The following is a 12,758-nucleotide window of genomic DNA, read 5'->3' as shown; positions in this document are numbered from 1 at the left end:
CGTTAGTTTCGCTAGCAACACTAAATGGAGACACGAGTATGAGCGGTTTGATTGCCTTGTTGGATGATGTTGCGGCCCTGACACGGATTGCGGCGACCAGTCTTGATGATATGGCTGGCATGGCTGCCAAAGCCGGAACCAAAGCGGCGGGCGTGATCATTGATGACGCAGCCGTAACACCGAAATACGTCACTGGCCTTGATCCAAAACGTGAACTACCGATTATCTGGAAGATCGCGCGGGCGTCGGTTTTCAACAAACTGGTGATCTTGTTGCCAGCGGCGATGCTGCTCAAGACCTACGCTGAGTGGTGGTTGATTCCGTTGCTGATGCTGGGGGGGCTTTACCTGTGTTTTGAGGGGGCCGAGAAGATTTATCATGTGCTGCGCCCGCACGCAGATGCCCTGGTTGAGGCCGATATGGATATCGGTGATCCGGCAAAATTGGAAGAAACCCGTGTCAAAGGCGCGATTAAGACGGATTTCATCCTGTCCGCCGAGATCATGACAATCACATTGAATGAAATTCCAGACGGCGCCGTTGCGATGCAGGCGGGCGCGCTTGCGCTTGTGGCAATCGCGATCACGGCACTGGTGTATGGAACGGTCGCCTTGATTGTGAAGATGGATGATGTCGGGGCGTGGCTGGCATTAAATGCGCCTACGGACTTGGGGCGTGGTGCCGGCAGGGGGCTGGTGCGTGGCATGCCGCATCTATTGACAGTTTTATCGGTTGTCGGCACGGCTGCGATGTTGTGGGTCGGCGGGTCTATTCTGGTGCATGGCGCCCATGATCTGGGCTGGGACGTGGCGTATGACGCGATCAAAAGTATTGCCCAATCGCTAGGAGGCGACGCTGGATTCGGCAATTGGGCTGTGACGGCGTTCTTGGACGGGGTGATCGGGTTGGCTGTTGGCCTGTTGCTAATCCCAATCGTGACCCGTGTGATCGGACCGATTATTGCGGAATTGAGCGGATCAAATTCGCAGCACTAGGCGCTAAAAGATCGACGAGCGCCGTTGCAGCGTTTGGACCGTATAGGTCTGTCTGATGCTGCGTTCGTCCTGCGGTACAAATCCTGGATCGGACGTAACGCAGCGCAAGCCACACAGCTGACGGGTTGAACGGGTCTGGAAATCAACCAGCCAGACGCGCCCGCCGGGGGTGGACACGTAGCCATCAATGCCGAAATCAAAGTCCGATGTCAGATCAATCACAGAGGGCACTTCGTTATCAAACTGGCGCCCGTATGCGCCGTGGGTGTGGTAACTGGCGATAATACCTTGACCCGCAAGCGGCGCTGGCATGTCACAGCTGGCAAATGTACCTGCACGGGGTGTGCTGGCTTGCAGACTGCCACCCGAGCTGACGAAAAAGTAGCCGCAATGTTCGCGACGTTCCGCGATGGAACGCACCTGCAAGGTGTTCAGGAAATTGCGTGCAAAATTGTCGATAACAGGCCCGCTTGGTGCGTTTGCCGGAGCGACCGAAAAACCTGCGTTAATCTGACTGGTTTGGCTTGTCGCGCCCTTGGGGTTTGGCTGCACGAACGTCTGACTTGTCGGGGCGTCGCACGCAGCTAGCGCTATCGACGCGGCGGCAAGAAAGGCTGTCAGTCGGATCATGGGCAAGGCTCCTGAAAGATTCGCGAAAATTTTAGCAGAAACGCGTCGCGCAACAATGTCTGGTCATAATACCGTACAAAAAAGTCGGGCCACAACCACATGCAAAGCATGAAATTATGGCCCGAACTGGCATTCATTGGTGGTTGTTTACGCGAGAAGGTCGCGGACTTTTTGGGCTGTGGCTTCGGGCGTGATGCCGAATTTTTCAAACAAGACCGGCGCGGGGGCAGACGCCCCGAAACCGTGCATGCCGACAAAGCCTGATTTATCGCGTTTGCCGCGTTCGCCAAACAACCAGCGGTCCCAGCCGAACCGGATGCCTGCCTCGATCGCGACGCGAACTGGACCGCCGGGCAAGACGCGTTTGCGGATGCTTTCGTCCTGCTCCTCAAACAGCTCCCAGCAGGGCATGGACACAACACGGGTGCCGATACCTTCGGCTTCAAGAATTGCGCGGGCGTCCATGGCGACGGATACCTCGGAGCCTGTGGCCATAAGGATTGCCTGACGTTTGCCGTTTACAGCATCGGCCAGAACGTAGGCACCTTGGGCGGTCATGTTCTTGGTTTTATGCTCAGTACGCACCAGCGGCAGGCCTTGGCGCGACAGGCACAACACGGAAGGTGTTTTCTTGGATGTAAACGCAAGTTCCCAAGCCTCGGCCACCTCAACAGTATCAGCGGGGCGGAATACATTGGTATTTGGCGTGGCCCGCAACAGTGCGAGGTGTTCGATGGGTTGGTGCGTTGGGCCGTCTTCGCCAAGGCCAATGCTGTCGTGCGTCATAACGTAAACTGTCGGGATTTCCATCAAAGCTGACAGACGCATGGCACCGCGGGCATAGTCGGTGAAACACATGAACGTGCCGGAATAGGGCCGGATACCGCCGTGCAAGACCATGCCGTTCATCGCCGCGGCCATGCCGTGTTCGCGCACACCGAAATGGATGTAGCGACCCGCGCGGTTGTCGGGGCTAAACACACCAAGATCAGAGGTTTTGGTATTGTTGGAGCCTGTCAGGTCGGCTGAACCGCCAACAGTTTCTTGCATGATCGGGTTGATCACTTCGAGGACTTTTTCAGACGAGGAGCGTGTCGCCATCTTTGCGCCGGCGTCCGAGGCTTGTTTCTTGAACGCCTTGATGGTCGCGGGCAGTTTATTAGGGGCGTCTAGGGCCAAGGCACGGTTGAATTCGTCCTGCTTTGCCTTGGACAGCTTTTCAAACCGAGTGTGCCAGTCGGCGTGGGCTTGCGCACCGCGTTCCCCCATGGCTTCCCACTGGGATTTTACATTTGCCGGGACTTCGAACGGTCCATAGGTCCAGCCGTAGGCGTCTTTGGCGGCTTGCAATTGGCCTGCGTCGGTCAGAGCACCGTGGCCTTTGGAGGTGTCTTGCGCCGCGTGGCCCAGCGCGATGTGGGTTTTGCAGTTGATCATGGACGGACGGGGATCGGCCTTGGCCGCTGTAATCGCCGCATCAATCGCATCGGGGTCGTGGCCGTCGATGTCGATGACATGCCAGCCAGACGCCACGAAACGCGCCGATTGGTTGGTGATGTCGGCCATATCCACAGTGCCGTCGATGGTGATGTTGTTGTTGTCAAAGAAGCAAATCAGGTGGCCAAGCTTTTGCATCCCTGCAAGGCCAATTGCCTCTTGGGAAATGCCTTCCATCAGGCAGCCGTCGCCTGCGATAACGTAGGTGTGGTGGTTAACGATTGAATCGCCGTGACGTGCCCGCAGGATTTCTTCGGCAATCGCAAAGCCGACAGAATTGGCGATGCCTTGGCCCAGTGGACCTGTCGTGGTTTCAATGCCGTCCATGTGGCCATATTCTGGATGGCCTGCGGTGCGCGACCCCCATTGGCGGAAGTCCTTAAGTTGTTGCAGCGTCGCCTGTTCGTATCCGGTCAAGTGCAACAGGGCGTAGATCAACATGGACCCGTGGCCAGCTGACAAGATGAAACGGTCACGGTCGGGCCAGTGCGGAGCTTTTGGGTCAAAGCGCAGATGTTTATCAAACAACACCGTGGCAACGTCAGCCATGCCCATGGGCATGCCGGAGTGGCCGGAATTGGCGGCGGCGACGGCGTCCAGCGTGAGGGTGCGGATCGCGGCGGCGCGCATCCAATGCTCGGGGTGGGCTTTGCGAAGGGCTTGGATGTCCATATGAAAGTGGTCCTTTGGGCTGCGATGTTTGGCTTTGCGCAAGGTCATAACAGGGCGGATCCCAAGATCAAGGCCCTCACGATCAAAGTTGGTCTGCGTGATGGATGAAGGCTGCAGTGTAGAGGGCTGAAATGGAACCATTTTCACCGTTTGCTGCCTCGGGCCACATGGCTTAAGCTTTATACATATGGGCGCGATTCGTAGGCAAAGCCCAAACGAAGCGGTTCTTGGGTGTGTTCAAAGTGAACAAACCAAGTCTGGAAAGGACAGGCGATGAGCGAATTTCCACAACTTGAAATGCGGATCACGACGGCGTTGGAGCGCATAAAAACGGGGTTGGACGGGCTTTCGGTGCCGCCACCTTTGATCACATCGCAGCCCGATAGTGACGGCGTTGATGCAGGCGCGCTTGCGGCGCAAGTTGCTGAACTAGGTGCAAAGCTTGACGAAGAACAGACAGCGAATGCGCAGCTCGAAGAGCGTGTAAAGCTTCTAAAGGATCGGCAGGACGGAAAGCTGGCCAAGCTGGAAAGCAACGTCGACGCAGGACGTGCACGATCTGCGCGCATGGATCGTGAATTACAGCGGTTGCGCCAAATGAACGCAGAATTGCGCGATATCAATGTGCAGCTTCGCGAAGCCGTGAGCGACGGTGTGAGCGAGCCGCATTTGGTCAACAAAGCCATGCTTGCCGAACTTGAGGCGCTTCGCGCAACACGCGCAGCGGACGCGGCGGAAATGGACGCGATCCTGCAAGAACTGACGCCGATCATTGAACGGGAGGCAGCCGATGCCACAAATTGAAATCACCATCGGGGGCCGTAATTTTGAGGTTGCCTGTCAGGACGGCGAAGAACAGTTTTTGATGACGGCAGCGGCTATGCTGGACGTAGAAGCGTCGTCGCTTTCCACGCAGGTGGGTCGGATGCCCGAAAGCCGGATGTTGCTGATGGCGGGGCTGTTGTTGGCGGACCGCACGGCGGGTTTGGAAGACAAAGTGCGCGCGGCCGAAGAAAAGTTGGCGCAAGCACAGGCACAGCTTGAAAAGGCGACGACGCAAGGCGGCGTCGAACGCATTGAAGTGCCGGTCATACCAACCGAAGTCATTGAGACAATGAGCGAAATTGCGACACGGGTTGAGGCGATGGCCGATGATGTCGAAGGGCGATCTGCCTAGAGAAGCCCGGTTCGAGACATCAAAATGCCGCGCCTCAGAAATTGGACGCGGCATTTTTTTTACGTTAAAATGCTTACGTGTTGGCTTCGCGGATTTTTTCAGCGGCATCTTTGTCGTAGGTGACGCCGTTTTCTGCGAACAATGCATCAAGTTCACCTGACATCGTCATTTCGGTGATGATATCGCAGCCGCCGACGAATTCGCCTTTGACGTAAAGCTGCGGAACAGTTGGCCAGTCAGAATAGTCTTTGATGCCCTGACGGAGGTCTTCGTCGGCCAATACATTCACGTCTGCAAATTCGACGCCCATGAAATTCAAAACACCCGCTACGCGGCTTGAAAACCCGCACTGCGGCATGGATTTTGTGCCCTTCATGAACAGCACAACGTCATTTGCGGTCACGGTCTCTTTGATTTGGGTTTCGGCGGTCATATTTTTGGTCCCTTTGAATCTGTCCGCGCAATCGTTTGATTGGCGCGTGTGCGGTCGAGTTCTTCCATCCCAGTGGCGTTCTTGACCGTTCTGGGATCGGGTTTCATGTGGCTGAGGGGGCGGCGATGGCGTTTTGCGTACCAATCATCTGCGAGTATCGCGCTGACCAAAACCAAACCACCAAAAACCAGCCAGTTTAACATCACTCAGGCGCCTTTGTTGTCAGGGCGAGTGCGTGCAGATCGCCGTTTGACCCATCCATTTTGCCCTTGAGTGCACCATAGACCGCGCGTTGCTGTTGCACGCGGTTTTTGCCTTTGAACGATGCGTCGATCACTTCAGCAGCAAAATGCGCGCCATCGTCACCTTGCACGGTGATCTTTGCGTCCGGAAACGCATCGCGAAGCAGGCTTTCGATTTCTGGGGCAGAAATGGGCATGGGTGAGTCCTATTGTTAACATCAGATGTAGGGGCGCAGCAGGCCTGCGGCAAGGTTCGCGGCGCATTACGTCGCAAACGTGTTCGCAAAAGTGGCCCGAAAGAGGCTGGCAAGGTCAACGAGGGGGCCTGTGCTGCTGCCCATGCTGACATGATCACCGCCGAATTTACCCACCGACGCAATTGGCACGCCGGCCTTGCCAGCCGCGACCATCAAGGCTTCGGCTTGATCAAAGGTGCAGGCGATCAGATAGCGGGCTTGGTCTTCGCCGAACAATGTGGCTGTGTCGGCAGTGTCGAGCGCGACACCCGTGCCAGCTGTTTCTGCCATCTCAAACGCAGCGAGCGCGAGGCCGCCGTCGCTAAGGTCGGTGCAGGCATCGATCCACTGTGCGTTGGCGCGGATGAAGTCGCCATGCAATTTTTCCGCTCCAAGGTCGACGTCAGGCGCGTCGCCATCGGCGCGATGAAAGGCTTCTGCCAGTAGTGCGGATTGACCGAGGTGGCCTGTTGTGGTCCCAACCAGAAGGGCGACGTGTCCTTGGCGCGCGACGCCTTGAATGATGTCATCGGGGTGATTGATCAGCCCGACAGCGCCGATGGTGGGCGTGGGCAAGATGCCGGTGCCGTCGGTTTCATTATAGAGCGACACGTTGCCTGACACGATGGGCATGTCCAGTGCGATGCAGGCGGCAGCGATGCCTTTGATCGCACCAACGAATTGGCCCATGATTTCAGGCTTTTCGGGATTGCCAAAGTTCATGTTGTCGGTGGTGGCCAACGGGGTTGCGCCCACCGCCGTCAGGTTTCGGTAGGCCTCTGCCACGGCCTGTGCGCCGCCTTTTTCGGGGTTGGCCATGACATAACGCGGCGTCACATCCGACGTGAAGGCTAGCGATTTGTCCGTACCGTGCACGCGCACAATACCCGCGCCAAGGCCAGGTGCGCGGACGGTGTCAGCCATCACCTGACTGTCGTATTGTTCATAGACCCATTGTTTAGCCGCGTAGTTTGGCGAGGCCAGCAGCGCCTTTAACCCGTCAATCGGATCAATGTCCGGCACGTCAGCGAGGGGGTCCGGCGTTGGTGTTTCAACCCATGGGCGGTCATATTCTGGGGCGGACCCTGACAGCGTTGCAAGCGGCAGGTCGGCCTTCACGACGCCGTTGTGCAGCACCAAAAAGCGGTCTTCAGCTATGGTTTCACCGACGATGGCAAAATCGAGGTCCCATTTCACGAACACTGCGCGCGCCTCTGCCTCAAGTTCTGGTTTCAGGACCATCAGCATGCGTTCTTGGGATTCCGACAGCATCATTTCGTAGGCGGTCATGTTGGTTTCGCGCTGCGGCACATCTTCGAGGTTGAGTTTGACCCCAAGCCCACCTTTGTCGCCCATTTCAACGGCTGAACAGGTCAGGCCAGCAGCACCCATGTCTTGAATGGAAATAACCGCACCCGTCGCCATCAGTTCCAGTGTCGCTTCCATCAGGCGCTTTTCGGTGAAGGGATCACCGACTTGAACGGTGGGGCGTTTGTCCTCAATTGTGTCGTCGAATTCAGCGGACGCCATGGTCGCGCCGCCGACACCGTCACGGCCAGTTTTTGCGCCGAGGTAAACGACAGGCATGCCGATACCGGAGGCCGCCGAGTAGAAGATTTTATCAGTGTCAGCGAGGCCTGCGGCAAAAGCATTGACCAAGCAGTTACCGTTATAGGCAGGGTGGAACCGCACTTCGCCACCCACGGTTGGCACGCCGAAACAATTGCCGTAACCGCCCACTCCTGCGACGACGCCGTGGACCAGTTGGCGGGTTTTGTGGTGGCTGGGATCGCCAAACGACAGCGAATTCATCGCCGCAATCGGGCGCGCGCCCATGGTGAAGACGTCCCGCAGAATGCCGCCAACGCCTGTAGCCGCCCCCTGATAAGGTTCGATGTAGGACGGATGGTTGTGGCTTTCCATTTTGAAAACAACGCATTGGCCGTCACCAATGTCGACGATGCCAGCGTTTTCACCGGGGCCACAGATGACTTGTGGGCCTTGTGTGGGCAAGGTGCGCAGCCATTTTTTTGAGGATTTGTAGGAACAATGTTCGTTCCACATAGCGCTGAAAATGCCCAGTTCGGTAAACGACGGTTCGCGTCCGATGATGTCCAGAATTCGGTAGTATTCAGACAGGGACAGCCCGTGGGCTGAGATCAGGTCGGATGTGATGGCTGGCTCTTGCATGTGCGTCCCCTTACGATGCGTGCCGCTCGTTTATGCCAAGGCGGGGCAGGGTTCAACGGGGAAGGGTGACTGATGATAAGGGGCGCGGATATCACGTTGGGACGTTAGTTACCGTCAGAGCATCTACCCAAACGATCTGTCAGTCGGGAAGCGTGTATTCGAGAGCGTTCAAAACGGGTAGTTTTTGGGAGGGTTGGACGGATGCAGCAGAGGTCTAGTTCGAGTCCATAATGACCTATGTTACGCCCGCCATATGCAGACGCGAAGGTGCATTTTGCTCGACTTGGCCCTGTCGCGGTTTGATGCCGTTCCTTTGATAGCATTTATTGCAACAAAGGAGCTGAACTATGGGACTGAAACGGACGGACGAGTTTCGCAAGGATGCGGTGCGGATCGCGCTGACCTGTGGACTTACACGCAAGCAAGTTGCGGATGATCTTGGCGTCCATTGCCCGGCAGGCGATTGCAAAGCAATCAGCCGAGAGGGGGCATGTCGACGCTGAACAAATGGATCACGGCGTACCGAGACACTGACGTGGTGTCGCAAGAGGATTTAGGTCTCGCCCAAGAGAACGACCGGCTTCGGCGCGAGACACCACCGCCCGGCAATCGAAACGCAGTTTCGATGAGAGTGGGCATTCTCAAGGAGGAGAGAGAAATCCTAAAAAAAGCAACGCAGTTCTTCGCGAGCCAAAAGCCGTGAGGTTTAGGTTCGTTCCTTGCCCGGCAGGCGAATTGAAAATTCGCTGAGAGGGAAGAACACGGCGCAAGCTTCTCCACCAATCGGCTATGTGACGTTTTAGACGTCAGCCCTCGTGGTTTGTGGGCATTCCGCAGCCGTCCTGCCAGTCGCAGACAGCGTTCTGATCTGGTCACACTGGCGCACATCAAAGAACAATCTCGTCTCAGCTTTGGCAGCTATGGCAGGCCGCGCATGACTGAGGGACTGAAAGAGACTGGCCTAGATTTCGGTCATCGTCGGGTGGGCCGCCCCCTCTCATCGATACTGCGTATCGACTGCCGGGCAACGGATGCGCCAGAATGGCATATCTGTGGTTAGAACACGCAAACATAAGGCGACAACAGGCAGTAATCATAAGTTCAATATCGCGCCGAACTTGCTGGACCGTGATTTTGCAGCAGATGCCCCTAACCAGAAGTGGGCTGGTGACATTACCTATAGCTGGACGCGTGAAGGCTGGTTGTATTTGGCCGTGATCTTGGATCTGCAGTCGCGCCGTATCATAGGTTGGGCAGTAAGCAATCGGATGAAACGTGATGTGGCGATAAATATTCACCGCCGGGGCAAGGCAAGGCCGAACTGATCTGGCGCGACACATGGGAAACCCGCAGGCGTGCCGAGATGGCAATCTTTGGATACATTAATGGCTTCTATAATCCACGCCCCTCTCAGTGATTGCATGCAATCACCTGCCTGGCAGTGGACGTCACTCAACATTGGGTTGGAAAAGCCCCATCGCTTTCGAACGCAAGGTGGCTTAAACGAGCACTTGGGGTGGCACGAAAGCGCGACAGGTCCATAATTGAAGCTAAGGCTTATCCCCTTTGCTCCGGCGGCACCTGATGTAGTGTGAAGCGGCTTGCCAATCTACAATGTTCTTGTATTGTTCTACCCATGCCAGCCAGATGGAAAAACGACAAACCCATGTCCCGCCCGGCGTTCGACGCCAGGTTTTCTGATGAGGAAGCGTGTTCGCATTATCTGGCGGAACATCGTTGGCCTGAGGGCTTTGTGTGTCCTTCCTGTGGCACCTGCAAGGGCTGGCCGTTAAAGCGAAATCGCGCGACTTGGGAATGTGCCGGTTGCGCACGGCAGACATCCGTGACGGCTGGCACGGTGATGCACAGCAGCCATTTGCCGTTGCGAATTTGGTTTCTTGCCGCGCACATCATCACCAGCCATTCCAACGGCATGTCAGCGCTGCAACTTCAGGCGCAACTTGGCCTTGGCAGCTACAAGACGGCGTGGCTCCTCTTGCAAAAGCTGCGGCGGTCGATGGTCAACCCTGACCGCAACCCCCTGAAAGACCTTGTCGAGATCGATGAAACAGAGATTCCGTTCCGGTCCCGGCATGATCCCGAGGACCGGCCAAAGGGTGGGCGGAGCCCGGTCGGAAAGATGTTTGTCGTCTGCGCCGTCGAGTTATCAAGAGACGGACATCCGCGCCGTATCAGGATGAAACACATTCCCGACGGCGCATCAAAGACGCTACACGGGTTCATTGGTCAGGCTGTAGAGCCTGGCGCTCACGTCATCACGGATGGCTGGCTAGGTTACGAAAATCCCCCTGCAAACACGCATGAGGCGAAGGTCGTCAGCGGCAAGAAGGCACATGACATACTCCACTGGGTCCACCGCGTGTTCTCCAACCTAAAAACGTGGGCAAAAGGCGTCTTCCACGGCCTCAGAAAATGCCATCTGCAACGCTATCTCGACGAATTTGTGTTCCGCTGGAACCGACGGCGACACATGCGAAGCGCCTTCGACACGCTGCTGGGGATCGGTGTTGGTATTGGCCCAGCGACATATCGTGATTTTGTTGAACAGCGCGCCTGAAGGCCCTTGTTCACGGCAAAAGCCACGCCCCATAAACCCACCAGATGTTACAAACTGATCCGATCCGCCTCTCAAGCCACAAGGGCGAGGTTCTGCGCCGCGTCAACATGTGGGGCAACCGGACTAAAAGGGATAAGCCTTATTGAAGCTTTTGCAGACGCGGCCTACCCACCTTCGGACAAAACTATTGGTATTGGCGGAAATGAACTGTCGCTGGATGCGTCGCGGCACAAAAACCGACTGAACGCGAATATTTCAGTCGACACGATCAGTGAAAACAGAAGAGCCAAACTGCGCCAAAACCTAACCAATTTGTATGATTGGGTATCGGCGGGTGTTCATAGTAATGTTACCGCTGAAGAGGCATATTCATTCTTCCTTAACGTTTATCTATTTCTTGGTGAGGTCGCAAAATATGAGTAGTAGGTCGGCTTGATCAAGTCACCATCGTATTTGCTTCCGCAGCGGGGTGAAAAACAGCAAAGTCCGGAGGCTGTGTGAAAACTCCCCTGCTTTTCCCCAATTATGGTATAGTTTCTGTACTCGATACGGAGGTTGCTCATGACGCAGTTCATCGAAGGTTTAGACCGTCAGCAGACGATCTTGCTGCCCGAACATCTCGACGATTATGTTGATGAGAACAGTCCCGTCCGTGCCATTGATGCTTTTGCCGACATGCTGGATTTAGCGGTGCTTGGCTTCAACGCACAGCCTGCCGCCACTGGTTGGCCCGGCTACCATCCGGGGCTGATGCTGCGAATTTATCTCTCCGGATATCTCAATCAAGTGCAGTCATCGCGTCGTTTGGAACGAGAGTGCGGTCGCAATCTAGAGCTCATTTGGCTGACGGGCCGGCTGAAGCCGGACTTCAAGACGATTGCCGACTTCCGCAAAGATAACGGTCCTGTGATCCGCAAGGTGTGTCAGCAGTTCGTGGCTTTGTGCCGCAATATGGATCTGCTTGATGGGGGCGTGGTCGCCATCGATGGCAGTCGGTTCAAGGCGGTAAATTCCAAGGCCAAGAATTATACGCGCGGCAAGCTGCGCCAGAAGTTGGGTGAGATCGACAAAACCATTGAGCGATACTTGGGTGAATTGGATCGCGCCGATGAGGTGTTCGAGCAAACTGGCACAATGGCTGCCGGAAGCCCGCATGGAACGCACCCTGAGGAAGCAGGAACACCAGCAAAAGGAAGCCGTGCGCTACAGATCAATTGAACAGCAGATGGACAAGACGGGCGAAACACAGGTCTCATTCAGCGACCCAGATGCCAGATCAATGACAACAACGGCGCGCATGCCACGTATTGTAGGCTACAATGTTCAAACGGCTGTCGAGGCTGATAACCACCTGATCGTTGCGCACGACGTCACCATGCTTGGCTTTGATCGCGACGCTTTGTCGATGATGGCTGTTGCAGCGCGCGATGCCATGACGACGGACGCTCATAGCAATCGCCCCCTCTCATGCATGTAAACATGCACTGCCGGGCAGTGGATAAGGGTTATTACAAGGGCGAGGAAATTGTTGCCAGTGAAGCGGCCGGCATCTCGGTCGTTGTCCCGAAGCCGATGACCCCAAATGCTGCAGCGCGCGGTCAATTTGATAAAGCTGACTTTGCATATGACCGCGATCTGGACGTGTATGTGTGTCCTGCAGGGGAACATCTGACATACAGATTTACCGGTCAGCAAGACGGCAAAGCGATCAAATCATCCTGGTCAGGAGCATGCGCTGATTGCGTCCTCAAAGCCAAATGCACAACAGGCAAAGAGCGGCGTGTCCGCCGTTGGGAGCTCGAAGATGTACTGGCGAGGGTCCAAGACCGGTCAGACGCAGATCCAGCGCAACTGGCTGTCCGTAGCATGACCGTCGAGCATCCCTACGGCACGATCAAATCTTGGATTGGAGCGACGCACTTCAAGATGCGGACCCTCAAAAAGGTGGCGGCGGAGATGGCGATGCATGTGCTGGCCCACAATATGACCCGCATCATGAACATAATGGGCATTCCAGCGATGATTGCGGCCATGAAGGCGTAAAAGGCCGCAGTCGGCTTCAATTTAGCCCGGAAACGTCGGGATGTGCCTAGAATGGCCCTGACCCG

General features: G+C 56.1%; 10 protein-coding genes and 2 pseudogenes. 6 read left to right on the top strand and 6 right to left on the bottom strand.

What is annotated here, in order from left to right; all coding sequences use genetic code 11:
- The first annotated feature begins 38 nt into the window (after positions 1 to 38).
- Positions 39 to 995 (top strand): DUF808 domain-containing protein, encoded by a 957-nt coding sequence (locus OAN307_RS14410; protein ID WP_015500406.1) that lies wholly within the window; start codon positions 39 to 41, stop codon positions 993 to 995.
- A gap of 3 nt (positions 996 to 998) precedes the next feature.
- Here the strand turns inward: OAN307_RS14410 and OAN307_RS25360 are convergent, their stop codons facing one another.
- Positions 999 to 1,625: a DUF4329 domain-containing protein gene (locus OAN307_RS25360; RefSeq protein WP_015500405.1), complete on the bottom strand. Its 627-nt coding sequence runs from the start codon at positions 1,623 to 1,625 to the stop codon at positions 999 to 1,001.
- A 147-nt stretch (positions 1,626 to 1,772) separates the two neighbouring features.
- On the bottom strand, positions 1,773 to 3,794 hold the full coding sequence (gene tkt / locus OAN307_RS14400) for a transketolase (protein ID WP_044043803.1): 2,022 nt from the start codon (positions 3,792 to 3,794) through the stop codon (positions 1,773 to 1,775).
- Positions 3,795 to 4,067: 273 nt separating this feature from the next.
- Between tkt and OAN307_RS14395 the strand changes: the two genes are divergently transcribed.
- Together OAN307_RS14395 and OAN307_RS14390 are read left to right on the top strand one after the other, a co-directional pair.
- Positions 4,068 to 4,598, top strand: a complete 531-nt coding sequence (locus OAN307_RS14395) for a hypothetical protein (protein ID WP_015500403.1) — start codon at positions 4,068 to 4,070, stop codon at positions 4,596 to 4,598.
- Positions 4,585 to 4,971 (top strand): cell division protein ZapA, encoded by a 387-nt coding sequence (locus OAN307_RS14390; RefSeq protein WP_015500402.1) that lies wholly within the window; start codon positions 4,585 to 4,587, stop codon positions 4,969 to 4,971. Before OAN307_RS14395 ends, OAN307_RS14390 begins: the two co-directional genes overlap by 14 nt.
- 73 nt (positions 4,972 to 5,044) lie before the next feature.
- On the opposite strand, the gene grxD is transcribed toward OAN307_RS14390, so the two are convergent.
- The 4 genes from grxD to purL form a co-directional block, all read right to left on the bottom strand.
- The gene (grxD, locus tag OAN307_RS14385; protein ID WP_015500401.1) at positions 5,045 to 5,404 is read right to left on the bottom strand and encodes a Grx4 family monothiol glutaredoxin; all 360 of its coding nucleotides are present in this window, start codon (positions 5,402 to 5,404) and stop codon (positions 5,045 to 5,047) included.
- A complete protein-coding gene (locus tag OAN307_RS14380) occupies positions 5,401 to 5,607 on the bottom strand; it encodes a hypothetical protein (RefSeq protein ID WP_044043801.1) in 207 nt (68 codons plus the stop codon). The genes grxD and OAN307_RS14380 overlap by 4 nt, the downstream gene beginning before the upstream one ends.
- Complete coding sequence (locus OAN307_RS14375; RefSeq protein WP_015500400.1) at positions 5,607 to 5,843, bottom strand: BolA/IbaG family iron-sulfur metabolism protein; 237 nt, start codon at positions 5,841 to 5,843, stop codon at positions 5,607 to 5,609. The genes OAN307_RS14380 and OAN307_RS14375 overlap by 1 nt, the downstream gene beginning before the upstream one ends.
- Positions 5,844 to 5,909: 66 nt before the next feature.
- The gene (gene purL / locus OAN307_RS14370; protein WP_015500399.1) at positions 5,910 to 8,072 is read right to left on the bottom strand and encodes a phosphoribosylformylglycinamidine synthase subunit PurL; all 2,163 of its coding nucleotides are present in this window, start codon (positions 8,070 to 8,072) and stop codon (positions 5,910 to 5,912) included.
- A gap of 347 nt (positions 8,073 to 8,419) precedes the next feature.
- Between purL and OAN307_RS31345 the strand changes: the two are divergent.
- From OAN307_RS31345 to OAN307_RS14345, 3 genes and pseudogenes are all read left to right on the top strand, one after another.
- Positions 8,420 to 9,575 (top strand): annotated as a pseudogene (locus OAN307_RS31345) (IS3 family transposase).
- A 133-nt stretch (positions 9,576 to 9,708) separates the two neighbouring features.
- A complete protein-coding gene (locus OAN307_RS14355; protein WP_015498511.1) occupies positions 9,709 to 10,650 on the top strand; it encodes an IS1595-like element ISOan10 family transposase in 942 nt (313 codons plus the stop codon).
- A gap of 561 nt (positions 10,651 to 11,211) precedes the next feature.
- Positions 11,212 to 12,693, top strand: a pseudogene (locus OAN307_RS14345) (IS1182 family transposase).
- Positions 12,694 to 12,758 lie beyond the last annotated feature (65 nt).

Source organism: Octadecabacter antarcticus 307 (genome assembly GCF_000155675.2).
In the GTDB taxonomy this organism is placed as follows: Bacteria; Pseudomonadota; Alphaproteobacteria; order Rhodobacterales; family Rhodobacteraceae; genus Octadecabacter; species Octadecabacter antarcticus.
Note: the sequence above shows the minus strand (reverse complement) of the source record. Positions and strands in the feature narration are given on the sequence as shown.

What these genes read in the sequence shown, in the direction of transcription:
- OAN307_RS14380 (WP_044043801.1), bottom strand. Translation starts at nt 5,607, where the DNA reads ATGTTAAACTGGCTGGTTTTTGGTGGTTTGGTTTTGGTCAGCGCGATA.
- OAN307_RS14390 (WP_015500402.1), top strand. Translation starts at nt 4,585, where the DNA reads ATGCCACAAATTGAAATCACCATCGGGGGCCGTAATTTTGAGGTTGCC.
- OAN307_RS25360 (WP_015500405.1), bottom strand. Translation starts at nt 1,625, where the DNA reads ATGATCCGACTGACAGCCTTTCTTGCCGCCGCGTCGATAGCGCTAGCT.
- grxD (WP_015500401.1), bottom strand. Translation starts at nt 5,404, where the DNA reads ATGACCGCCGAAACCCAAATCAAAGAGACCGTGACCGCAAATGACGTT.
- OAN307_RS14355 (WP_015498511.1), top strand. Translation starts at nt 9,709, where the DNA reads ATGCCAGCCAGATGGAAAAACGACAAACCCATGTCCCGCCCGGCGTTC.
- purL (WP_015500399.1), bottom strand. Translation starts at nt 8,072, where the DNA reads ATGCAAGAGCCAGCCATCACATCCGACCTGATCTCAGCCCACGGGCTG.
- OAN307_RS14375 (WP_015500400.1), bottom strand. Translation starts at nt 5,843, where the DNA reads ATGCCCATTTCTGCCCCAGAAATCGAAAGCCTGCTTCGCGATGCGTTT.
- OAN307_RS14395 (WP_015500403.1), top strand. Translation starts at nt 4,068, where the DNA reads ATGAGCGAATTTCCACAACTTGAAATGCGGATCACGACGGCGTTGGAG.
- OAN307_RS14410 (WP_015500406.1), top strand. Translation starts at nt 39, where the DNA reads ATGAGCGGTTTGATTGCCTTGTTGGATGATGTTGCGGCCCTGACACGG.
- tkt (WP_044043803.1), bottom strand. Translation starts at nt 3,794, where the DNA reads ATGGACATCCAAGCCCTTCGCAAAGCCCACCCCGAGCATTGGATGCGC.